General features: G+C 71.2%; 1 protein-coding gene. It reads right to left on the bottom strand.

Annotation, left to right across the window (positions count from 1 at the left end; all coding sequences use genetic code 11):
• Nucleotides 1–35: 35 nt before the first annotated feature.
• Complete coding sequence (locus tag ACSVC7_RS25780; RefSeq protein WP_448207610.1) at nt 36–26213, bottom strand: cadherin-like domain-containing protein; 26178 nt, start codon at nt 26211–26213, stop codon at nt 36–38.

Raw genomic sequence — 26213 nt, 5'->3', positions numbered from 1 at the left:
TGATTATGGATGGATGTGGATTGGTTCGGTTGTGATCAGGCTGCGTTGCGGTCGTCGTCCGACAGCAGGAGCGAGTCGAGGAGCGCCCGCGCCTCCGCCAGCAGCCCCGGCCGCCCGGCGGCGTGGAGCTGCGCGGTGAAGGAGCTGCGGCCGGCCAGCGGTCCGGCGTCGGCCATCCTGCGGCCGGCACCGGTCCCAGCCCCGGTCCAGGCGTCGGCGCCTTCCATGGAGTCCGGCACCCCGGCATCCGCCCGCCGCTCGCCGTTGGCCTGCGGCTGGTTTTCGCCCTCGCCCTGCCCGGCCGGCTGGCCTTGGGGCTGGCCCTGGCCCTGCTCAACGCCTGTCTGGTTGGGGCCTGTCTGGTTGGGGCCGGGTTGGTTCTGGCCCGGCTGCTGGCCCCGGCCGTCGCCGATGGGCGTCTGGGTGGTCAGGTCCTGGGTGACGAGCACGCGGAACTGGGCCGCCGCCTGATTGCCGCGCGTGTCCTTGGCGACGATGACGATGTCCAGCGCGCCGCGCGCGTCGGCCGGCGGCGCGCCGCGGAAGGCGAGGTTCTGGGCGTCGAACTGCAGCCAGTTCGGCAGCGGGCTGCCGTCCGGACGGGTCGCCTGATAGTCGAGGCGCTCGCCGGGGTTGGTGTGCCGGAAGACGTTTTTCGGCACCTGGAAGCTGGTCTGCTGCTGCGGCAGAAGCGTCTGGTTGCCGACCGACCCGGCGAGGAACAGCTCCACGTTGGCCTGGCTGGTCTGCCGGAAGATCGCGGAGGACGACAGCTCGCCCCTGCCCTGGATGTTCAGCCGGCCGGCCTCCGCCACCGCGCTGGACCCGAAGCCGCCGTTGTCGCCGGTCTGGACGGAGCTGATCGTGTTGGCGGTGGCGACCGCCGTGGTCAGCGCGTCGGCCGAGGCCGGCGTTCCGGTGACGATGGCGGCGGTCGGGGTGGAGTTGCCGACGCCGGTGATCAGCGTCTGCGACGCGGTGGCGACCGGGTTCACCGGCGCCGCCGCGGCGGACGTGGTCGCGGCCGGGGTGGCGGCGAGCGGAGCCTCGGCGCGCTGCACCTCCGCCGTGATGGTGAAGGTGACGCCCAGCGTGGCCGAGGCGCCCGCCGTGTCGGTGGCCCGCAGGGTCAGCGCCAGCGTGCCGGCGGCCTCCTGCGGCGGGGTGCCGCGGAAGCTCAGGGTGGCGGCGTCGAAGCTGAGCCAGGAGGGCAGCGGACGGCCGTCGGCCAGCGTCGCCGTGAAGGTCAGCGTGTCGCCCTGGTCCACGTCGGCGAAGCGGCCCCGATCGACGCTGAGCGCGATCGCCTGCCCGGCGAAGCCGGAGGCGGTCGGCGGGGCGCCGGTGACGGTCGGCGCGTCGTTCGTGCCGGTGATGGTGACGTCCACGTTGCGGGTGACCGTGCCACCCTGCCCGTCCGACACGGTGATCGCGTAAGTCTCCGTGATGGTCTGGCCCTGGCGGAGGAACTGCAGCGCGGCGTTGTCCACCGTGTAGGTCCAGGCGACCACGCCGCCGGCCCCCGTGCCCGTCGTATCCGCCGAGCGGACGGCGGTCAGCGTGCCGAGCGGGGCCGTGCCGGTGGTCGACACGAAGGCCGAGGTGACGGTGTGGGTGTTGGTCAGGTCCACGTCCGCGAAGCTGATGGTCCCGGTGTCGCTGAGCGTGCCGTTGGGCGTGCCGGTGCCGGTGTCCTCGGTCACCGCGCCGGTTAGCTTGGCCACCACGACGGTGGGCGCGTCGTTGGTGCCGGTGATCGTAACCGTCACATTGCGGGTGGCCGTCCCGCCCTGCCCGTCCGACACGGTCACCGCGTATGTTTCCGTCACGGTCTGTCCGACCGCCAGGAACTGCACGGCGGCGTTGTCCACCGCATAGGTCCAGGTGATCACGCCCTTGTCGCCCGTCCCGGTCGTGTCCGCCGTGCGGACGGCGGTCAGGGTGCCGAGCTGGCTGGCGCCGCTGGTCGAGACGAAGGCGGCCGAGACGATATGCGCGTCCGTCAGGTCCACATCGGTGAAGGCGAGCGTACCGCTGTCGGTGAGCGTGCCGGTCGCGGCATCCTCCGTGACGGCACCCGCCGCCGTGGTGGTGCCGATCACCGGCGCGTCGTTGGTGCCGGTGATGGTGATGGTCAGGGTGGAGGCGCTGGTGGCCCCCGCCGTGTCGGTGACGGTGTAGCGGAAGGTCTCCGTCAGCGTTTCCCCGCGGGCGAGGGCCTGGACCGCCGGAACGCCGTTGTCGATGGCGTAGGTCCAGGCGCCGTCCGCCCCCATGGTCAGCGTGCCGTAGCCGCCGCGCAGGCCGGCACCCACCGTGCCCGTGGTGCTGCCGTAGGCCACGCCGGTGACGGTGCCCGGATCGTTGGCGTCGATCTCCAGGTCGTTGGTCAGGACGGTTCCGGTGGCGGGGGCCGTCGCGTCCTCCGCGATGGCGCCGGTGTCCGGCTTCGCCACCGGGGCGTCGTTCACGCCCGTGATGGTGATGCCGAGCGTCCGGGTGACCGGAGCGCCGCCGGCGCTGCTGCCGTCGGCGGCCAGCACGTCGTCCACCGTGTAGGTGAAGACCTCGTCGGTCAGCGTCTGCCCCTCGCGGAGCTGCTGGATGACGGCGAGGCTGCTGTCCAGCGCGTAGCTGTAGGTCCCGTCCGGCTTGATGGTCAGGCTGCCGTAGCGGCCGGCGACCGTGACGCCCTTGTCCGCGCTGGCATCCACGGTCGTGGCGGTCGCTCCCGCCCCTTGGATGGCTGTGACGGTCAGCGTCTGTGGGGCGATGGTGCCCAGCGCGTCGCGGTCGCGGTCGTTGGACAGCACGTTGCCGGTGACCGGGGCGGCGGCGTCCTCCAGGATGCCGTTCGTGTCGTTGGCCGCCTCGATGGCGTCCTCGACCGCCGTGACGGAGGTGACCAGCGAGACCGTGGCCGCCGACCAGGAGTTGTTCCCACCGATGGCGAGCGTCTGGCCGGTGGCCACGGCGTTCACCGGCGCGTCGGACAGGCGCGCGGTCAGGCCGCCCGGCGTGCCGTTCCAGTCGGCGTTGGGCACGAAGCGCAGGCTGGCCGTGGTCGGCAGGACCAGCGCGTTCGTGTCCGACAGGCCCGACGGCAGCGCCGTCCAGCTGGTGCCGTCGGTCGAATACCACCACTGGCCCTGGTCGGCCGTCGCGGCGTTGCCGACGATGGCGACCCCGGCCAGCGTGTGGGTGGAGGCGTCAGCACCGCCCGGAACGCCGGTGCGGTCGTCCGCCGCGTCGCCGTAGAGCGGGCCGAACAGGCTCGCCACCGTGGCGCCGGGGATGGCGCCGGTCGGCGTGTCCTCCGCGACGGCGGGCAGCGTGGCCGTGCCGGTGGCGGTGGGCGCGTCGTTGACGTTGGTGATCGTGGGCTGGAGCGCCACGGCTCCCAGCGACCAGCGGCCGGTCGCCCCCGCGCCGCCATCGGCGGACAGGTTCTTGAGGTCGTCGGCGGAGGCGCTGGCGCTCACCGGGTTCGCGGAGCCGTCGGCCAGCCGCAGCGTCAGCGCGCCCGGCGTGCCGTGGAAGTCCGCCGCCGGCACGAAGCGCACCGCCGTGTCGGCCGCGAGGACGAGCGCCGAGCCGGACGTCAGGCCGGTGGTCGGGATGGTCGTCCAGGTCGTGCCGTTGGCGAGATACTGCCAAGCGCCCTGCCCGTCCCGCACGCCGTTGCCGACCACCGCGACGAAGCTGAGCGGCGTGGCGTCGCCGCTGCCGCCGAGCGCGGTCTGGTTGTCGGTCGCGTCGGTGTAGCGACCGGAAAGCAGGCTGGCGAAGCTGGCGCCGGCCGGGCTGCTGTCCTCCACGACGGCTATGGCGACGGGGCCGTTGCCGGTGACCACCGGGCGGTCGTTCACCGCCGTGACGCTGGTCGTCAGGGCAAGCTGGTTCGCCGCGTCGGCGTAATGGCTGGTGCCGCCGGTGGCCGTGGCCGCGCTGAGGTCCACGACCGTGCCGCCGGCCGCCCCGCCCTCTTCCACGAGGCGGACGGCCAGATCCGGCGCCGGGCCGTTGAAGTTCCCGGCCGGCTGGAAGCGCAGCCGGTCGTTCGCCCCCAGCACCAGCGCCGTGGCGAGCGAGCGGTCGCCCAGATCGGTCCAGGCGCCGCTGCCGCCGAGCTGGTACTGCCACTGACCCTTCGCCGCGTCGGCGGTGGCGCCGACGATGGCGATGCCCTGGAAGGGATTGGCGCTGCTGCCGCCGGTCACCGCGTCGGGGCTGTCGGTCAGGCGCGCCGCGAACAGGTCGGCGACCCGCGCGCCGCCGTTGGCGGCGCTGTCGATGTCCTCCGCCACCGGGGCCAGGACCACGGCGGCGGTGGAGGTCGCCGTCGGGGCGTCGTTCACCGCCTCCACCGTGAAGCGGATGGTGTCCACGTCCTGGAGCGCGCCGCCGGAGCCGTAATTGCCCCGGTCGTCGCTGGTGATGGTGATGGTCTCCGCGCCGTTGAAGTCGGCGTTGCCCTGGTAGGTGACGGAGGCCAGCAGACGTTCGATCTGGTCCAGCGTGCCGGTCGCGGTCACCGTGGCGTCGCCCACGCCGTCGCCGGTACCGAAGCTCACCGCCCCGCGCGCCGCCGCGTCGCCCAGCGTCAGCACGCCGTGCTGCGCCGTCAAGGTGACGGTCAGGGTGCGATTGGCGGCCACCGGATTCTCGTTCACGTCCACATCGGCGACCGCGAAGCGGTTCGCGCCGGTGAAGGTGACGGCGGTGTCCTCCTTGATGCCGGTCAGGGTGCCGGGGACCGAGTTGACGGGGGCGTCGTTGACCGGGCTGACGCGGGCGACCAGCACGACGGTGGAGCCGCTGAACTGGTCGTTGTCGCCCTTGTTGCGGTCGCCATCGTTGGTCAGCCGGTCGTCGGCGGTCGTGTCGGTGCCGTTGCTGGTGCGGTCCCACAGCTTTAGCGTCAGCCGCGCGGTGGCGTCGGGGGAGCGCAGGTCGCTGTTGAACTGCGCGTTGGGCACGAAGCGCACGCGGTCGGTCGGGTTCAGCAGCAGCGCCGCCGTGGCCGAGCTGCCGGCGGGGATGGCGGTCCAGCGGGTGCCGTCCGTGGAGTACTGCCACACGCCATCGGCGTTCGTCACGCCGGTGACGGCAAGGCCCAGCCCGTCGTTCGGCGTGCCGACGCCGCCCGTCCGGTTGTCCAGGTCGTGGGCGTCGGCGCCCAGCGTCCGGACCAGATCCGCCACGCTGTCGCCGGTGCCGGCGTAGGTGCCGCTGCCATTCCATTCCGCGATGGTGGTGCCGAGGATGATGCTGCCGTCGGCGCGGTCGAGCACCGGGGCGTCGTTCTCCGGCGCGACCTGGACCGTGTTGGTGAACAGGTCGGCCGCCGTCTGCGTCGTCGCGGCCCCATCGGCGCCGTTGCGCACGCTGACCGCGACGGTGCGCAGCGCGTTGGCGCCGCCCACCGGGTCGTCGCTGCCGTTGACGAAAGCGATCTGGCGGACCAGCGCCTGCACCGCCGCCGGGGTGGCGTTGCCGTTCAGCGCGATGCTCAGGTCCGCGCCGCCGGTGCCGCCCGAAAGCGTGCCGATGCTGGCGCCGTTCCACAGCACGTCGCTGCCCGACAGGCTGATGCCGTGGGAGGCGGCGTCGCCGCTGCCGGTCACCACCAGCCGGTCGTCGACCCGCCCGCTGCCGTTCTTGAAGGACGCGGTGACCACGCCGCCGTCGAAGGTGGCGTTGTCGGTGTCGGTGATGGTCACCTGCGCGTCGTCGAACAGGCGCTGGGCCGGGGCGTTCTCGTCATAGGTGACCGGGGTCAGCACGGCCGGGGCGCCGATGCGGATCGGGTCGTTGACGGGAAGGACGGTCACCGCCGTGGCGGCGGTCGCGGTCAGCGCGCCGCCGGTCCCCTGGTCCACGCTGGTGGAGCCGCGCCGGTCGTCCACGGTCAGGTCGATGGACACCGGGCGCGCCGCCACGCTGTCCACGTTCAGGCTGCTGTTGGCGTAGGTGACCGCCTGGATGATCTGGCTGGCCTGCGCCTGCGTCACCGCCGTCGTGCCGCCGATGGTGACGCTCAGCACGCCGGGAGTGCGCGCGTCGATGGTGCCGATCACGAGGTCGTCGGACGGATCCGCCGTGCCGACGGCGAGGCGAAGCTCCGTGCCGCTGGCGTAGAGGGAGCCGGCGCTGGCCGCGCTGCCGGCGAAGCCGAAGACGTCCTCCGCGTTCGGCGTGCCGCCGCTGCGCTGGAAGGTCAACACCACGCCGCGGTAGTCGTTCGGCCCGCCCGTGGCGTCGCCGATGTCCGCGTCGGCCAGGGTGGCGTCGCGGTCCAGCAGGACGGGCGCGCCGCCCTCCGTGAAGGTCGGGCCGCTGGCGCCGAAGTTGCCGATGGTCGGCCGGTCGTTCTCCGGCGTGACGGTCAGTCGAACGCTCGCCGCGCCGGCGGTGCCGCCGTCGCCGTCATCCACCGTGATGGTCAGCGTGCGCTGGCCGGTGGTCGGACGGTCGCTGGCGTTCTGGTAGGTCAGCGCCTCCACCACGCGCTCGACGTTCGCGATGGTGGCGTAGGTGGCGGCGTCGGCGCCGTTCAGGTCGATCCGGAGCGTGCCGCCGTTGCCGCCGCTGGCGGTGCCGATCGCTCGCCAGTCACCGGCGGACCAGACCTGCACGGTGCTGCCGGACAGGCGCACCGCACCCTCCGCCGCCGCCGGGGCGATCGGCAGCGACAGCACGTCGTCCGGCGCCGGCCCGCTCACGCGGATGAAGCCCCCGCGCAAGTCGGGGCTGTCGGCGTCGATCAGCGACACCGCCGCCGGGTTGGCGATCAGCGCGGCCGGCGCGCCGCCGATCAGGTTGACCGCGTTCTCCGCGAAGGTCACGTCCTGGTAGCTGCCGGCGAAGCGCGGCTCGTCGTTCACCGTCTGGATGGTGATGGTGGTGACCGGGCGGTTGCTGGTCTCCACCGCCAGCGGGCCGACGCTGCCGGCGTCGGTCACCTGCACCTCGACCGTACGGCTGGCGCCCAGCGGCGCGTCGTCGGTGTTGGTGTAGGCGATGCCCTGAAGCAGGGTCCGCCACGCGGCGATGGGTTGGCCGGTGCCGCTGGCCGGCGTGATGGTCAGCGTGGTCTGGGTGCCGTTCACCGCCGTGGCGACGGTGAAGGTGGCACCGCCGATGGTGACCGTGGCGCTGCCCGCCGCGCCCAGCGGAACGTCCACGAAGCCGGCCCCGCCGGTGGTCGGCAGGCGCAGGATCTCCGCGTCGCCGTTGCGCACGCCGCCGACCACCAGCCGCATGGCGCTGAAGGCCGTGTCGTCCAGGTCGGCGAGGGTCGCGTCCGGCGCGATGAGGACCGGCGTGCTCGGCGCGTTGGCCGCTTCGGTGAAGGTGACCGCGTGGTCGGTCCCGGCGGTGGCGCCGTTCAGGTCGGCCACCGGCGCGTCGTTGTCGGGCAGGACGGTGACCGCGATGTCGGCCCCGGCCAGTGTGCCGCCGGGGACGCCGTCGTCCACCGTGATGGTCAGCGTCCGGTCGCGCGTCGGCGTGTCGGAAACGTTGGCGTAGGTCAGGCTCTGGACCAGCGACCGCACCACCTCCGGTGTGGCGATGGGGCTGGTGAAGGTCACCGTGAAGGGGGCGCCGTTGCCCGTGCCGCCATTGGCCGTGCCGATGGTCGCCCAGCCCGTCCCGTCGAAGCGCTGGAGGTCCGTGCCGTTCAGGCGGAAGTCGCCGGTGACGCCGACGCGGTCCTCCGCCAGCAGGCCGCTGACCGTCAGGCCGCCGCCGTTGAAGGTCGGGCTGTCGAGGTCGACCAGCGTGACGGCGCTGTCCAGCACCTGCGGCGCGGCGTTGACGACGTTCTCCCGGAAGGTGACGGCGTTCAGGCCGCTGAGGCGCGGCTTGTCGTTGGCCGGGGTGAAGTCAATGGTGACGGTCGGCGGGTTGCTCGCCCGCTCGTCGTCCACCGCCACGGCGTCGTCCGTGCCGGCGTCGGTCGCCTGCACATGGATGGTGCGCGTGCCGGTCGGGTCGTCGCTGGCGTTGCGATAGGTGATGCCGCGCAGCAGCCCTTGCAGGTTGCCCAGCGTGGCCTGGGTCGCCGATGCGGCGCCGTCCATTGGGCGGATGTCCACCTGCCGGGCGCCGTTCACCGTGGCGATGCCGACGCTGAACCGGCCAAGCGCGCCCGCGTCCACCACCCGACCCGCCACGTCGGTGCCCAGCGCGAAGGCGGTCCCGCCGATGGTCAGATACTCGGACTCCGCGTGGGTCAGGCCCTCCACGGTCAGCACGAGCCGGGTCAGGTTGCGGTTGTCCACGTCCGACAGGACGGCGTCCGGGGCGATGGCCAGCTCCGGCTCGGGGCCGTTGGCGGCTTCCGCGTAGGTCAGCCGGACGGTGGCGCCGGCCGCGCTGCCGTTCAGATCGACGACCGGAGCCTCGTTGGTCGGGACGACCGTGACCTCGGCCCTCGGCGTGTTGCTGTCGAGCAGGGTGCCGGCCGGAGCGCCGTTGTCGAGCGAGCCGGCGTCGCGGACCTGCACGGCGAAGCCGCGCTTGGTCGCGAATTCCGGGTCGTCGGAGACGTTGCGGTAGGTGATGCCGGCCAGCAGGGTCTGCGCGTCGGCCCGCGCCATCGCCGTGGCGGCGCCGTCCGGCGTGATGGTGATGGTGGCACCCGTGCCGCTGACCGCGACCGTGACCGCGAAGCTGGTGCCGCCCGCCGTGACCGTGCCGGTCGCGGCGGTGCCCAGCGCGAAGTCCGTGCCGCCGATGCGCAGAAGCTCGCTGTTGCCGTCCAGGATGTTGGTCGCGGCGATGGTCAGGCGGACGAGGTTCGGGCTGTCCGGGTCGGTGATGGTGGCGTTCGGCCAGAGCGCCGCCCCCGTGGTGGCGTCGGTGCCGTCCACCTCCGTGTAGGTCAGCGTCGTGTCGCGGCCGCCCAGCGCCCCGTTCAAATCCACGACGGGGGCGTCGTTACTGCCGGTGATGGTGATGGTCAGGGTGGCGGTCTGCGGGGTGCCGACCCCGGCGCCGTTGTTGTCGGTGTCGTTCACCGTGTAGGTGAAGACGTCCGTCCAGCTCTGCCCGGCGCGCAGCACCTGCGCGGCGGCGGTGTTCAGCGCGTAGCTGTAGGAGCCGTCAGCGTTCAGCGTCAGCGCCCCGTGCTGCCCGGCCACCGCCGTGCTCACGCCGGTCGTCACGGCGCCCCCGTTGGCCCCGGCGACGACGCCCTTGACCCGCAGCGTCTGGTCGCGGTCCACGTCCTGGTCGTTGAACAGCACGCCGGTCGCGGCGGTCTTGGAGACGCTGGCCGTGTCCTCGTCGATGGTGTCGGTGTCGGCGGTCGGGACCGTGTCGTCGCTGACCTTGTTGACCGTGACCGTGAAGGTCCCGCTGCGCGACGCCTTGGCGGCACCCTGGTCGGAGCTGTAGGCGGTGACCGTCAGCGTCGGCGACTGGTTGCCCGGATCGGTGCTGTTCCAGTCGGCCGGCGGACGGATCGCCAGCTTCGGCAGTTCGGCGGCCGACAGCTCGGCCGTCTTGAAGGTGCCGTTGCCGTCGGCGGTCAGCGTCAGCGCCACGCCGTTGTCCTTCAGCACCCAGCCGGCGGGGATGCCGCTCAGCACGAAGGTCAGCGTCTCCGCCGGAGCGACTGTATCGGTGTTGGTGTCGGTGATGGACAGCGGGATGTCCGTGTCCTCGTTGCCGGACACGTTGGCGGCGGTCAGCCCCGGCTGGTCGGAGACGGGGTGCACGGTGATGGTCGTGCTGGTGCTGCGGGTGGTCGGCGCGCCCGACGGGCCGCCGTAATTGTGGTCGTCCACGTTCATGGTCAGGGTGACCGTGCCGCTGTAGTCCAGCGGCGCGGTGTAGCCCAGATCCGCGAGCGCGGCGTTCACCTGCGCCAGTGTGCCGGCGATGGTGACCGCGCCCGTGCCGTTGCCGGTCACCGTGGCGCCGGTGCCGTTGTGGCGGTTGCTGGCGTCCACATGGGCGATGGAGGCCGTGCCCGTGCCGACGGTCACCGTGGCGGTGAAGGCGTCCGTGCCGCTGGGGTAGGCCACGTCCGCCGCGTCGGCGATCTGGAAGACCGCCGGGTTGCCGGCAGCACCGTTGAAGAGGACGGTGCCCTCCTCGTCCACGTCGGCAGTGGCCGGCGGGTTCACGAAGGTCGGCTGGTCGTTCAGCGGGGCGACGGTCAGCGCGAAGCTGCGCGTCGTGACGATGGCGGCTGAGGCGCCATCGTAGGCGAAGTCGCCCGGATCGGCGGCGCTGTTGTCGGTGTCGCCGCCCACGGTGCCGCTGAGCGTGCGGGCGCCGCTGTTGCCCAGGTCGTTGACGGTGACCGTCACCGTGGCGCTGCCGTTGACGTCGGTGCCCGCGAAGTAGCTCAGCGTGGCGAGCGCCGCGTTGAGCTGGCTTGCGGTGCCCCGCAGCGTGACGCTGGTCCCGCTGGTGACGTTGCCGACCGCCGTGGCGCCGTTCAGCCCGTTGATGGTCAGCGTGCCGGGGCCGCTGGTCAAGGCGATGGTCGCCTCCATCGTGGCGCTGCCGGCGTCCACGTCGGCGAGGGCGATCTTCGGCCGGCCCGACGCGCCGTCGAGCGCCAGCGTGCTGTCCTCGTTCAGCGTGTAGCCGTTGCCGGTCAGGTTGCTGACCGTGACGGTCGGCGCGTCGTTGACGGCGACCACCGTGACGGTGGAGGTGACCGTGCCGCTGCCCAGCACGCCGGTCCCGTTCTTCGCCTGCGCATCGTCGGTGCCGGCGTCCGTCACGGACAGGGTGAAGACGCGATTCGTGGAGGTGTCGGGTGTGTCGCTGGCGTCGGCGTAGGTGATGCCGCGCAGAAGTGCCTGCACCTCCGCCTTCGTGCGGGTGCCGCCGGCCGGGAGGATGGTGACGGTCTTGGCGGCAACGTCGGTCGTGACCGTGAAGGTCCCGCCCGCGACGGCGGTGGGGCCGGCGCTGCTGCCCAGGGTGAAGGCGACGCCGCCGATGGTCAGAACCTCGCTGGCACCGTCCTTCACGCCGATCCAGGCGATCTGGACGCCGCTGAGTTTGGCGCTGTCGATGTCGCTGGTCACGGCGGCGCCGAACAGGGACAGGACGTTGGCCGAATCGTGGGGGCCGCTGCTCTCGCGGAAGGTCTGGGTGACGGCGGTCGCACCCTGCCCGTCCAGCGTCACGACGGGTGCGTCGTTGCTGCCGGTGATGGTGATGGTCAGGGTGGCGGTCTGCGGGGTGCCGACCCCGGCGCCGTTGTTGTCGGTGTCGTTCACCGTGTAGGTGAAGACGTCCGTCCAGCTCTGCCCGGCGCGCAGCACCTGCGCGGCGGCGGTGTTCAGCGCGTAGCTGTAGGAGCCGTCGGCGTTCAGCGTCAGCGCCCCGTGCTGCCCGGCCACCGCCGTGCCCACGCCGGTCGTGGCGGTGCCCCCGTTGGCCCCCGCGACGACGCCCTTCACCCGCAGCGTCTGGTCGAGGTCCACGTCGCTGTCGTTGACCAGCACGCCGGTCGCGGCGGTCTTGGAGACGCTGGCGGTGTCCTCGTCGATGCTGTCGGTGTCGGCGACCGCGACGGTGTCGTCGCTGACCTTGGCGACGTTGACGATGATCGAGCCGCTGCGCGACGCCTTGGCCGCACCCTGGTCGGAGCTGTAGACCGTGATGCCCAGCGTGGGCGAACTGTGGTCGGTGCTGTTCCAGTCGGCTGGCGGACGGATCGACAGGTTCGGCAGCATGGCGGCCGACAGCTCGGCCGTGCTGAAGGTGCTGCCGCTGGCGGTCAGCGTCAGGGCCACCCCGTTGTTCTTCAGAACCCAGCCGGCCGGGATGCCGGTCAGGACGAAGGTCAGATCCTCGTCCACGCCGCGCGTGTCGGTCTCGGTCGCGGACAGGGCCAGCGAAATGTCCGTGTCCTCGTTTCCGGTGACCGTCACCGCCACGGCCGGGTTGGTGGTGCTGTTGATGATCAGGTCCGGCTGGTCGGACACCGGCGTCACGGTGATGGACACCGTGTGGACGGCTGTGTTGGTTTCCGCCCCGCTGCCAGTGCCGCCGTTGCGGGTGTCGTTGACGGTCAGGGTCAGCGTGTCGGGACCGCTGTAGTCGCCGAGCGGTGAGTAGCTGAGCGCCGCCAGCGCGGCGTTCACCTGGGCCTTGCTGCCCGTCAGGGTGAGGCTGGCGGTGCCGTTGCCGGCAACCGTCGCGCCGCCGCTGTGGGTGCCGGCGGTGACCCCGCCGATGGTGACGGTGCCCTGGGTGACGCCCACCGTGACGGTGAAGCTGTCCGTGTCGCCGAAGGCCAGATCCCGGGCGTCGTCGATGGACAGGACGCCGGCATGGCTGGCGGCCGCCCCGCCGTCGAAGACCAGAACGCCGTCTTCCAGCACGGTCGCGGCCGTCGGGCCGGCGTGGGTCGGCGTGTCGTTCAGCGGGTTCACGGTCACCGCGATGGTGCGCGTGGTGACCATGCTGTTGCCGGTGCCGAAGCCGTAGTCGCCCGGATCCGCCGTCGCGCTGTCGGTGTCGGCGCCCGCCGCGCCGCGCGGCGCGGTCGGCTGCTGCCCGCCGCCACCGCCGTCGTTGACGACGACGGTGACGGTGAAATTGCCGTGCCAGTCTGCGGCGGTCGCCGCGCCGGCCCCGTCCACGTCGGGGAAGGTCAGGCGCAGCGCTTTCAGGTGGTTGGCGATCTCCGTCAGCGTGGCGCCGGTGATGGTCAGCACGTTGGCCTGCGGATGGCCGAGCGTGCCGCCCGTGGTGGTGCTGGCGATGCCGATGGCCGTGTTGCTGACCGTGATCGTGGCGCTGTAGACGGCCGAAGCGCCGGAATCCGGGTCGGTGACGCGGATGTTGCCGACCGCGTTCGTCAGGTCGAGCGTGCCGGCGCCCTCGTCCACCGTGACGTTGACGGCCTGGATGTCGGGCGCCTCGTTCTCCGGCGTGATGCCGACGGAGACGTTCACGCCCTGGGTGGTGCCGCCGGCCGCCCCGTCGGACAGCAGCAGGTTCAGCGTCCGGCTGGTCACCGGCGTGTCGGAGGGGTTGGCGAAGGTCAGCGCCTTCACCAGCGATTCCACGCGCGCCTTGGTGGCGTTGCCGTTGAAGGTGATGACGAAGGTTTCGCCGACGCCGGTCTGGCCGGCGGCCGTGCCGATGCTGCCGAAGGTGACCCAGGCGCCGCCGGTGTAGACCTGGACGCTGGTGCCGCTGCGCTGGATGGCGCCCTCGGCCGCCGTCGCGCCGGTCGGCAGCGACAGGCGGTCCTGGGCGTTCAGGCCGCTCACCGTTAGCGTGCCGCCGGAGAAGGTCGGGCTGTCCGCGTCGGTGATGGAGAAGGCCGCCGCCTGGGCCGGCGTCAGCAACGGCTGGGGCGCGTCGTTGACGGCGTTCTCCAGGAAGGTGACGCTGGCCGGCAGCCCGATCAGGCGCGGCTGGTCGTTGGCCGGCACGACGTTGATCGTGGAGCGCGCGGTGTTGCTGGTCGCGGCCGTCAGCCCGATGCCGGCGCCGTTGTCCAGCACGCTCACGTCGATGGTCCGGTTCCCGGCGGTCGGGTTGTCGGACAGGTTGTTGTAGGCGATGCTGGCGAGCAGCGTCTCATAGCTCGTCAGCGCCACGCTGGTGGCCGGCGCGTGCGGCGTGAAGACCAGCGTGGCCGTGCCGGTGCCGGTCGTCACCGTCAGGTCGAAGGTGACGCCGCCCACCGTCACGGTGGTCGTGGTTCCGGTGTCGAGGTGGACGGACGTGCCGTTGACCTCCAGCCGCTCGTCCGCTCCGTCGGCGACGCCGCCGACGGTCAGGCGCAACTCGCGCAGGTTGGTGTCGTCCAGATCGGACAGCAGGTCGCTCGCCACCACGCCGGCCGACAGGATCGACACGGCGGTGTGGGTCTGGTTCGCGGGCTCGTTGAAGGTCACCGACGCGTTGTAATCGGCGGTGCTGGTGGCGCCGTTCAGATCGACCACCGGCGCGTCGTTGGTCGCCGTGACGGTGACCGTCGCCGTCGCGTTGGCCGAGGTCAGCTTGCCGCCGGAGCCGCTGGTGTCGAGGTCGCCCGCGTCCGTCGCGGTGACGACGAAGCCGCGCGACAGGGTGGTCGTCGGCTGGTCGCTGGTGTCGCGGTAGGTGATGCCGGCGAGCAGCGTCTGGAAGGCGCCGACCGTGGCCGTGCCGCTGGACGGGACGATGGTGATCGTCTTGGTCGCGCCCGACGCGTTGACCGTCACCTTGTAGCTGCCGACCACGACATTGCTTACGGACGTGTTCAGCGCGAAGTCGGTGCCGCCGATGCGCAGGAATTCCGCGTTGCCGTCCTGAATGTTGGAGGCGGTGATCACCAGCTTGGTCAGGTTGGCGCTGTCCACGTCGCCGATGGTGGCGTTCGGCCAGATCGCCGTGCCCGGCCCGTTGTCGGTGCCGGCCACCTCCACGAAGGCGAGCGAGGTATCGACCCCGTTGCCCGCCCCGTTCAGGTCGACCACCGGCGCATCGTCCTGCCCGTGGATGGTGACGGTGAGCGTGCTGGTCTTCGCCGCGCCCGGCGCGTCCGCGCCGTTGCTGGTGTAGACGTCGTCGATGGTCAGCGTGAAGCTGTCCGTGAAGGTCTGCCCGGTGCGCATGGACTGCGCCGCCGCGTTGTCGAGCGTGTAGGTGTAGCTGCCGTCGCTGTTGATGAGCAGGCTGCCGTGGCTTCCCGTCACGGTGACGGAGCCGCCGGCCGCGACGCCGGTGGAGCCGACCTTGGTGACGCGCAGCGCCTGAAGCTCGTCGTACTGGGAATCGTTGGACAGGACGTTGTCCGTGAAGGTCAGCGTCGTGTCCTCGGTCACCGAGCCGACCGTGTCGTCCGCGACGACCGGGTCGTCTTCCACCGACGTGACGGTGACGGTGAAGGTGCCGTAGGTCGACGCGTAGGCGGCGCCCTGGTCGGAGCTGCGCGCCTCCACGTTCAGGGTGATCGGGTTTCCGCTGTTGTCGCGGGCGCTATTCCAGTTGGCGGGCGGCTGGATGGTCAGCGACGGCGGCGCGGCCGGATTCCAGGCGATGGCGGCGGAAGTGCCGTTGGTGACCGTCACGGTCGCCCCGCCGGACTTCAGCACCCATCCCGTGGGAATGTTGGAGATGACGACGCTCAGCGTCTCGTCCGTGCCCACGGCGTCGGTCTCGCCCAGCACCAGCGACAGCGGAATCGCCGTGTCCTCGTTGCCGGTGACGTCGTGGGGCGTCAGCGTCGGCGCGTCCGACACCGGGTTGACGACGATGTTGACGAAGGTGGAACCGCTCTGCGCGCCGGTGCCGCCGTTGCCGCCGTCGTTGATCGTCAGGGTCAGCTTGGCGGTGCCGCTGTAGTCGGTCGTCGGCGCGAAGGTGAAGTTCTTCAGCGCCGTGTTGATCTGCCCGATGGTGCCGCTGAGCGTCAGGCTGGCCGCGCCGTTGCCGCCGGTCAGCAGAGTCCGCTCGTCCAGCCCCGCCGTGGAGGCGTCGTCGGCCAGAGTCAGCGTGCCGCTGCCGGTGGCGACGTCGACGGTGACGGTCACGATATCGTTGGCGGTCGTGCCGAAGGGCAGGTCCTTGGCATCGCCCACCGACAGCTTGGTGCCGAGCGCGAGGGGCGTGTCCTCGTTGACGGTGTAGCCGCTGGTGATGCTGGCGGTCGGCGTGTCGTTGACCTCGTTCACCGTGATGGTGAACTGGCGGGTGGCCTTCAGGGCGGCGCTGCTGCCGTCCACATAGTCGAAGTCGCCGTTGCCGATGGAGGCGTCGCCACCGTCGCCCTCCAGCGCCGACGGGCGGGAGCCGATGTTGCCCTGGTCCTGCACGACCACGGTGACCGTGATGACGCCGTTCCAGTCGTCCGCCGCCGCACCGGACACCGCCGGGTAGGCGATGGTCAGCGCCTTCAGGCGGCTGTTCAGGTCGGTCAGCGAGATGCCGCTGAGGGTCAGGGTGTTCTGGTTCAGCGCGCTGACGCTGCCGCCGGTACCGCCGACGTTGGTGAAGGTGCCGTGGTCGATGGTCACCGTCGCCGTCAGCAGGTCGGTGCTGCCGAGCCCGTCGACCTCGCTGACCGTGATGTTGCCGTTGCTGCCGTTCAGCGCCAGCGTGGGCGAGCCCTCGTTCACCGTGACGTTGCCGGCGGTGACGCGCGGCGCGTCGTTCTCCCGGTTCACGGTGACGGCGACGTTGGCCGTCTGCGGCGTGCCGGACCCGCCGGCCTCGGTCAGCGTGACCTGGAGCGTCCGGTTGACGGTCGGGTTGTCGGAGCTGTTCTGGTAGGTCAGCGCCGCGATGACGGCGGCGACGCGCGGCTTCGTGGCGTTGGCGTTGAAGGTGACGACGAAGGATTCGCCGACGCCGGTCTGGCCCGCGCCGGTGCCGATGCTGCCGACCACGACCCAGGCGTTGGTGTCGTAATACTCCACGCTCGTCCCGGTGCGGCGGACCGCGCCGTCGGCCACGCTGGGCGCGGTCGGCAGCGACACCGTGTCCTGACCGGCGATCAGGTTGGCGACGGTCAGCGTGCCGCCCGTGTAGTCGGCGCTGTCGGCGTCGTCGATGGTGACCACGCCGTTGGCGTCGAGGCGCTGCGGGGCGGCCTTGACCGTGTCCTCCAGGAAGCTGGTGGCGGTCAGGCCCGTGATGATCGGCTGGTCGTTGGTCGGGTTGACGTCGATGGTCGCGACGGGCGCGTTGCTGCTCGTCACGTTGTTGTTCGCGATGGTGGAGGCCGACGTGTCGTCCAGGCCGGCGTCCTTGACCTGCACCGTCAGCGTGCGGTCGGCGTCGGTCGGCGTGTCGAAGCCGGCGGCGTTGGTGTAGGCGACCCCGCGCAGCAGCGTCTGGTAGGCCGTGATCGCGGCCGCGTTCCCCGTGTGCGGCAGGATGGTGAAGACGCCCGTGGCCGTGCCGGCATCGTAGACGTAGGTCACGTCGAACGCGACGCCGCCGACCGTCACCGTGACCGCCGTGGTCACGTCGGTGGCGAGCGCGAAGTCGTGTGCGCCGATGCGCAGCACCTCCTGGTTGCCGTCCTTCAGGTTGCCCACGGTCAGCAGCATGGTGCTGAGCCGGGTGTTGTCCACGTCGGTGATGGTGCCGGCGGGCGACAGCAGGACCGGGGTGTTGGCGGCGTTGGCGCCTTCCGTGAAGGTGACGCGGTTGTCCTTGCCCGTGCTGGCGGACCCGTCGAGGTCGACCACCGGCGCGTCGTTGGCCGCGGCCAGTTCGATGGTGCCGGTCATCGTGTCGGACAGGGCGCCCGGCCGGTCGGCGTTGGCGACGCCGCTGTCCGTGACGTTCTCCGCGTCGTTCAGGGTCACCGTGTAGGTGCGGTCGAGCTTGGTGCCCTTGGCGGTCGGGTCGCCGCTGTTGTGGTAGTAGCGCAGCGCGTTCAGGATGTTCGTCACCTCCGCCCGGTCGGCGCTGCTGTTCAGCGTGATGACGAGGGTGCCGGTGGTGGAACTGGTATCGCTGTCCGACGCGATGCCGGGGTGGGAGGCGGCGCTGTCCACCAGCAGCGTGTCGCCGGCCAGATAGTTGTTGGTCAGCGTGACCGTGATGGTGCCGCCGGCGAAGCTGGTGCCGCTGTACAGGAAGTCGGCGTCGGTGACGTTGGTCAGGTTCAGCAGCGCCACCGGGACCGTCGCGCCCGTCCCTTCGGACGAGGTCGGATTGGTGACGGTGCCGACCATCGCCGGTTTGTCGTTCATGGCGCGGACGGCGATGCCGGAGGTCGCGCTGTCCGTCGAATAGAGCGCGCCGGCGTTGGCCGTCACGCTGGCCAGCGTGACGAGGCTGCCGCTGGCGCCGCCGTCGTTCTTGTCCCAGGTCTTCCAGGTGATCCCGCCCGTGCCGGTGGCGGGGCCGTTGTAGTCGGCGTTGGGGACGAAGCGGATCCGGGCGGTCTCGTCCAGGCACAGCGCGTTGCCGCCAGCCAGCGCCGTGGACACGTCGGTCCAGGGATCGGTGCCGACCTTGTACTGGTAGCGGCCGTTGGTGTCGGCCACGCCGGTGATGACGATGCCCAGCGTCGGGTTGTCCACGCGGCTCGCCGTGTTGTCGAACAGGGTGGAGACCAGCGTGCCGCTGTTGCCGGTGTCGTCCTCGTTGATCGTGGCGAGGTTGGCGGGCGTGACCAGCAACGGGGCGTCGTTCTCGCCCACCAGCGTGATGGTGCCGGTCACGCTGTCGCTCAAGGCGCCGCTGATGCCATAGTTGCCGCCGTCGCTGAAGGTGACGGTGAAGGCGCGGTCGGCGTCGGTGCCGCGCACCGTCGGGTCGTCGCCGACGTTGCGGTAGCGCAGGCTGGCGAGGATGGTCGCCACCTCCGCCGCCGTGACGGTCTTGTCGAGCGTCAGCAGCAGCCGCTTGCCGACCCCGTCGGAGGTGACGATGATCTTGGAGAAGGCGCTGTCGGCGGTCGCCAGATAGGACAGCTCGTCGCCGGGTCGGTAGGCGTCGAGCTTGACCTCGATGGTCGCGTTGTAGCGGTTGAAGGTGCCGTCGGCGTAGGCGCCGTGGAGCAGGTCCGGATCGGTGACGGTCAGTCCGGTGCCGTTCAGCAGCGTCACATAGTTGGTGCTGCTGCCCGTTTCCGTCGCGGTCAGGGCGCTGTTGGCGTCGCCGGCGATGTCGGGCCGGTTGTTGACCGCGTTGACCGTAACCGTGGCGGTGGAGGTCCCGCTGGAGTAGGCGCCGTTGACGTCCCCGGTGACGTTCAGGACGCGGTCGCCGGCCACATGCTGGTCGCTGCCGTCCCACACGCGGAAACCGACGCTGCCCGTCGCCGTGCCGTTGTAGTAGGCGTCCGGCACGAAGCGGATGCGGTCATTGGCGCCCAGCAGCAGCACCTCGTGGCCGGCGGTGTCGAGGTTGGTTGGGATGTTGGTCCAGGCGCCGTTGCCGATCTTGTACTGGTAGACGCCGTTGCTGTTGGTCACGCCGGTGATGGCGATGCCCAGGCTGGCGCTGTCGGTGTCCACCGGAGCCGTGCGGGAGGCCAGCAGGGCCGTCACCGTCGTGCCGGTGTTGGCGGCGTCGGCCACGTCCTCGTTGATGGCGGCCAGCGTGTGGCCGGTCACCGACAGATCCGGCGCGTTGTTCACCGCGTTGATGGTGATCGTGCCGCTGATGGAGGCCGTGCTGTTGTTGCCGCTGCCGCGGTTGCCGCCGTCGTCCAGCTTGACCGTCAGGAGACGGGTCTTGTGGGCGCCCAGGTCGTCCGGGTTGTTGGTCGTGTTCTTGAAGGTCAGCTGGTGGATCAGCGCCTGGACGGATTCCGCGTTCGCGTTGCCGTTCAGCTTGATCAGCAGCGGGTTGCCGACGCCGTTCAGGGACGCGTCGATGGTGCCGATGGCGACCGCGCCGGCCCCGAAATTGTACTTCACGGTGCTGCCGGACAGGCTGATCTGGCCGGTGGCGGTGCCCTGGCTGTTGACCGACAGCACGTCGCCCGTCACGAGGACGTCCTGCGTGACGCGAAGCTGGCCGTTGGAGAAGCTGGCGCCGGCCACGTCGCCCAGGTCGATGTCGGTGACGACCGCGCCGGTGACGAAGGTGATGGCCGTCCCGTCTGCTTCGCTGTAGGTGCCGCCGATGGCGGTGCCGCCGTCGGCGATGCCCACCTGATCGTTGACCGGACGCACCGTGATCCGGATCACCGTCGTCGCCGCCTGGCTGGTGGTGTCGCCGGTCTCCGGCGTCGTGACGGTCTGCCCGGCCAGCGCGCCGCCCACCCCGGTCAGCCCGTTCAGCACCGACGGGTCGGTGCCGCAGTGCCCCAGGTCGTTGACGGTGATGGTCAGCGACACGGGGCCGCCGTTGCGGTCGTTGTTGAGGTTGGCCGTGGGCGTGTAGCGGATGTCGGCGAGCCAGGCGTTCAGCTGCGCCTGCGTGCCCTCCAGGACGATGGTCGTGGCGTTGTTGCCGTCCGTGGAGACGATGTTGATCCCCGTGGCGTCCGTCCAGCCCAGCGTTCCGGTGCCGGCCGGGATCGACAGCGTGACCCGCAGCCCGTCGCCGCCCTGCCCGGCCACGGCGTCCACGTCGCTGACCGAAATCCCGGTCAGGGCGACCGACGTGTCCTCGTCGGTGGCGTAGTCGGACGGCGCGGTCAGCACCGGGCTGTCGTTGACGCTGGTCAGGGCGATGTTGACGGTGGTGAAAGGCTCCGCGAGGCCGCTGCCGTCCGACAGAATGACGGAGAAGCTGTCGGCGTGGTCCTCCGACCCGTTGTGCACGTACTTGACGTAGCCGGCCAGCAGGTCGGCCATGGTGAAGACGCTGCCGATGCCGAGCGGAGTGACCGTGGCGCCGTCGTCCAGCACCAGCTTGCCGTAGGCCACCGCCCGGTAGAGGCGGAACTGCAGAAGCTCCGGCTTCGGGGTCAGCGTCGGGTCGGTCGGGTAGTAGCTTTCCGGATCCAGGCCCGTCAGCACGGCCGGGGTCAGGACGATCTGCTGCCCTTCATAGCCGGTGGCGAGCAGGCTGCCGGTGATGCTGGGCGCCTCCTCGATCGGCTTGATGCGCAGCGTGATGGTGGCGGCGGCGCTCTCCAGCCCGCCGGCGCCCGGCTCGACCGCGCGGAACTTGAAGGTGTCGTTGAAGCTCTCGTTGCCGAGGTGCGTGTATTTAAGATGTCCGGCGGCCACCTCCGCCTGGGTGATGATCTGGCCCTGAACCACGTCTTCCCCGGCGTCGCGCACGCCGTCGCCGTCGGCGTCCAGCCACAGCACGCCGGTGTTGGCGCCCGGCAGGCTGGTGATCTTGTAGCGCAGCGTCGAAACGTCGGTGTCGGTGTCCGACAGGCCCATGTTCCCCGACGTGATGGTGATGGTTCCACCCTCGTCCAGCTTGCGCGTGGCGCCCCAGGCCGTCGGGGCGTCGTTCACGTTGGCGACGTTCAGCAGGATGGTCTGGGGCGCGCTCTTGGCCGCGGCGCCGGTGGCCGGGTCGGTGCCGCCGTCGTACAGCTCCACCACCAGCCGGTCGCGCGACAGGCCGGTGATGCTGTCCGGCTCCATGGCCGGGTTGTGGAAGTAGGCGACCTTGCCGTCGATGACGTCCTGCGCGGTGAAATAGTCGCCCGCACCCAGGCTGCTCCAGGCCGTGCCGGTCCACCGCTTGACCGTGCCGCCGCCGGGGGCGGTGGTGATCTTGTAGGCGAACTGCGTGGTCGTGGCGACCGGCCAGAGGTCCACGTCGTTGGCGGTGAGCTGCGCGGTGGTGATCTTCACCGCGTTGTCCACGTCCGTCAGGTCGAATTTGGTGGCGTCGCCGGGGGTCCCGGTGTCCTCCTCCGACAGCGACAGGGTAACCGGGCCGGCCGGAGTGATGGTGGGCGCGTCGTTGACCGGCGTGACGATCACATTGAAGGTCGCGGCCCCGGTGGTCCCGCCGTGCCCGTCGGACACCGTGAAGGAGAAGCCGTCGGCCAGCGTCTCCCCACCGTCGTGGACGTAGGTCACCTTGCCGGCGTCGATGTCGCCCTGCGTGAAGCCGTCGTTCCCGGGCGAGCCGTCCAGGGCCACGCCGTCGAGATAGAGCGTGCCGTTCACCGGCCACGCGGTCACCGTGTAGCGCAGGCTTGCCGCGGGGTCGTTGGCGTCGCGGTCGGTGGCCGACAGGACCGTTTTGGACAGGACGGTGGTGCTGCCCTCCGCCACGGTCAGGCCCTTGTTGACGGCGATTTCCGGCAGCGAGTTGCCGCCCGAACCGCCGGGGCCGCCGGTGACGTACAGCACGATGGACAGGGTCTGCCCCGTGACCGCCGTGGTCGCGTCGGCGAGCGTGTAGGTGATGCTGTAGGTGCCGGCCTCGCTCGCCGGGTCGTAGCCGGTCGCGGCGGGCTCGTGGAAGAAGCGCACCCGGTTCGCGGCGACCTGCGCCTGGGTGAAGGTGGTGGTCTGGACCCAGCTGCCGTCGCCGGCCGCGTCCACCTCGAAATAGCCGTGGCCGACCGTCTCGTCGGTGATGGTGTAGACGAGGTTGGCGGGCTGCGTGTCCTCGTCCGTGGGGAAGAGGTTGCTCGCGTTGATCGGGCCGGAGGTGCCGACCTGGATGTAGCGGACGGCGCTGGCCGGAACCGGCGGGTCGTCCACCGGGGTCACGTCGATGGACAGGGTGCCGGTGATCTGGCCGCCGTCGCCGTCCTGGAGGTAGTAGGTAACGCTGTCCTCGCCGACGCCGGTCCCGGACGGTTGGCTGCCGTCGTGCCGGTAGGTGACCTTGCCGTCGGTGACGTCCTGCTGGGTGAAGGTGGCGCCGACGCCCAGCCGCGTGCCGTTCAGATACAGCCAGCCCTTCGTCGGGGCGATCTTGATCGTGTAGGTCGCGCTGGCGGTGTTGCTGTCGGTGTCGATGATGCCCAGGTTCAGCACCCCGCCGCTGTTCAGCGCGCGCGTGCCCCCCTCCGACAGGGTCAGCGACTGCCCGGCCGGGTCCATCGTCGGGGCGTCGTTGACGGGAACGATGCGGATGGACACGGTGCGCGTGGTGCTGCTGCCGCGCCCGTCGCTGGCCGCCACGTCGAAGCTGACCAGCGCGTTGGTGCCGTCGGTGCGCGGCTCCGGCTCGTTGCCGGTCTGCGCGAAGCGAAGCTTCAGCGCGGCGGCGTCGCTGCCGGAGAAGCCGGTCTGGGACGACAGGGTGTTCCAGGTGGTGCCACCGTCCAGGCTGTATTCCAGGTGGCCCAGGGTGGCGGGCGTCGCCGGCTTCACTGTGATGGTGCGCAGCCCGTCCGGCGCCGCGCCGTCGGCGTCGTAGATGTTCAGGTCGATGTCGGTGGTGGCGCTGTTGCGGCCCACCACATATTCGGTGTGGCTGACCGAGCCGGTGCCGATGGAGATCGCGGCGTTCTTGTCCTCGATCCGCACCGTCAGACAGGCGTAGGGATCGGCGGCGGCCGACGGGTTCTGGTCGCCGACCACGGCGCCGGCGCCGTCGCGGATGGTGAAGCGGAATTGCTGGGTCGCATTGGCCAGCAGGTCGCTGCCGGTGTAGCGGTAATGCAGCGCGTGGCTGTTGATGTCCTTCTGGGTGAAGATCGAGCCGACCTCCAGGCTCACCCACTCGTCGTTGACCAGCTTCAGCAGCTCGCCGTCGGAGGCCAGAGCCTCGACGCGGTAGGTGATCTGGGCCGGGGAGTTGTCGACGTCGTAATAGCGCAGGTCGCCGAGGGTGATCTCGACGCCGTCGCCCGACCGTGCCGTGACCTCGTCGGTGTAGAGCGTGCTGGCCGTGGCGGTGGGCTCGTCGTTCACGCTGGTCACCGGCAGGACCAGCGTGCGCGTCCCCGTGGAAAAGGCGCTGGTGCCGCCGGTGGTCCCGACGGTGATGGTGGCGCCGGCGCTGCCCGTGGTTTCGTCCCAGGCCCGGTAGGTCAGCCGCGCCTCGCCCGACATGTTCGGCCCGGGCACGAAGCGGACCGTCGCGTCGTGGGGAAGGAGAAGCGCGTCGCCCGACGCGATGGTCGTCGGGAAATTGGTCCAGCCCGTGGCGCCGGCCAGCTGGTACTGCCAGGTGCCGTACAGGCCGTTGACGAGCGTGATGGCGACGCCGACGCGGTCGCCGTCGATGTCGGTGATCAGATCGTTGGTGCGGTCGAGCGACAGCAGGGCCGTCACCGCCAGCCCCGGATTGGCCGTATCGTCGTAGCCGGCGTCCTCCAGAATCGCGCCCTTGCTCATGGTGCCGACGGTCAGCACCGGCGCGTCGTTCACGTTGGCGACGGTCTGGGTCAGCGTCGCCGTGTCCCGGCTGTAGGCGGTGACGCCGCCGTTCGACCGCACGTCGGCGCCGTCGCCGCTGCGGTGGTCCTGGCCGGTGGTGTCGCTGCCGTCCCAGGCGCGGACGGTCAGGGCCGCGGTCCCGAACCAGTTGCCGTCGGTCGGAACGAAGCGGACGCGGTTGTTGGCCCCGCCGGACAGCAGAAGCGCGTTGGAATCCGAGCGCGCGCCGATGTCGCGCCACGTCGTGCCGTTGTCGAGCGAATATTGCCAATTGCCGTGGCTGTAGTCGGCCCCGGTGATGGCGATGCCCTTGCCGTTGATGCTGTCCAGGTCGGTGATGCCGAGCCGCTGCACCAGATCGGACACCAGCGTGCCGGTCCCGCCGGTCTCGCCCTCGTTGATGCCGTCGAGGGTGGCGCCAACGGTCGGCAGGGTCGGCGCGTCGTTGCTCCCGACCACGTCGACGGTGGAGGTCATGCTGGCGGAGGTCCCCGCGCCGCCCTGCCCACTGTTGTCGTCGGTGACCGTGAAGGTGACCGTCATCCGGCGGTAAACGGCGTTTGGCGCCGGGTCGTCGCTGGTGGTGCTGTAGGTGACCGACTGGAGGGCCGCCTGGTATTGCGCAACCGTGGCCCTGCCGCTGAGCGTCAGGACGCCGGTGCCGGCGTCGTAGCTTCCGGTGATGCCGTTCTGGTTGGTGAAGCTCAGCTGGTCGCCGGCCAGGAAGTTGGTCGTGATGGCGACGGTGGCACCCGTCAGGTTGGCATCGTCCACATCGGCGATGGTGATCGACGCGTTCACGGCAACCGGGACGGAGCCTTCGACGTGCGTCGGCCAGAAGGTTCCCGTCGGCGTGGACAGGGTCGGCGCGTCGTTCACCGCCGTGAAGCCGATGGCGAGGGTCTTCGTGACGGTCGCGCCGCCGCTGCCGTCGTTGACCGCCACCGTCAGGGTGTCGCTGCTGTCCACATTGGCGTCGGGCGTGTAGAGCAGGCTGCCCAGCACCGCGTTGATCGCCGTCTGCGAGGTCCCGCTGAGCGTCACGGAGCGGTTGCCGGCGCCCGAGGCGACCGTGACGCCCGATGTGCCCGTCACGGCCAGCGTGCCCTTCCCGACGCTGGCCGTCACGGTCAGCGTGTCGGTCGCGTCGGCGTCGGCGACGCTGACGCCGGTGATGGCGAGGGGGGTGTCCTCGGTCGCGGCCAGCGGCCCCGCCGGCAGGGTGACGGTGGGGTCGGCCAGCAGCCCGTCCCACGCCGCCCGCGCGTCGGCGGACAGCGCCACGCCGGTCTCGATGCTGCCGGTGGAGCGCTCCAGCACCCAGTCGCCGCCGCGCGCGGCCGCGCCGGTCGGGTCGTCGGAGGCGGCGATGTCGGCCCCCGTCAGGTCGGCCAGCCGCGCCATGAAGGCACGCCCCGCCTCGTCCTGCCCGATGTCGCAGCCGAGCAGAAGGATGTCCGCCCCCGGCGCCAGCCCCGACTTCCACCCGGCGATCTCCTGGCCGAGGGACCCGGACAGCGCGTCCGCCGTCAGCGTGTCGCGGCCCAGCGTCATGGTGCCGGACGAGCCGTGGGCGATGATCTGCAAGGACGACACGCCGCCCGACCCCAGCGCATCCCGAATCCGGGCAAGCCCATCCTCGTCGGCGCCGATGAACAGCGTCTCCACGTTGGACGCCAGCCCGGCCAGCAGCGTGGCGGAATCCTGGACGCGCGAATCGACGACGACGATCTCACGGCCGGCCGAGACGGCAGTCGGGGCGGCGTGGGCCGCCAGATCCTCGGTGGAGGAGACCTCCGCCCCGGTCAGGTCGGACAGGGTCTTGGCGAGCAGCTGGCTCTTGGCGCTCGCCGAGTCGAAGCCGTGCAGTTCGATGCCGGCACCGTCCGCCAGATGGTCGCGCCAGGACGCCACCTCGTCGGCGCGGCCGCTCAGCGCCGTGGTGGTCAGGCTGTCGCGGCCGGCGGGAAGCGCCCCGTCCGCGCCGTGCGACAGGATGTGGATGGCCTGCAAACCGGTCTGGCCGGATAGCGCCGCGCTGATCTGCGCGATTCCGTCGCGGGACGGGTCGAGCGTGACGATCTTCGCGTCGGGACCGAAGGCGGAGGCGGCCTCCGCGGCGCCCTCCGTCCGCGGATCGACGAACACGATCCGCTGAACCGGAGTGGACGGCGCGGAGGCGGCAGCCCCCTCCCCGGCCGGCTGATGGTCGTCGGCGGGAAGCTGGGCGGGTTGGGAGGTCGTCGAGTCCGCCGCGTGGCCGGCGTCGCTCTCCGCCGGATGCGCCGGTTCGGCCGGGTCGTGGGATTCCGTCGCCTTCACCGGGTCCGTGAGGGCGTCCCGCGTGTGATCGACGACGTCCACCGCCGTGGCGGCCACGGAGGCGTCGAACACCATCCGGGGTTCGAGGGTCAGGCGCAGCGAGTGCTTCGCCGGGGGCAGAGCGTTTTTCCGGCGGCCGGCCTTCTTGCCGGGGGCCTTCTGTTCACCGGACGAGCGTTTCTCAGCCAT

It is taken from the genome of Azospirillum mesophilum, assembly GCF_053470405.2.
The sequence above is the reverse complement of the archived record's forward strand: the minus strand, read 5'-3'. Positions and strand labels throughout refer to the sequence as shown.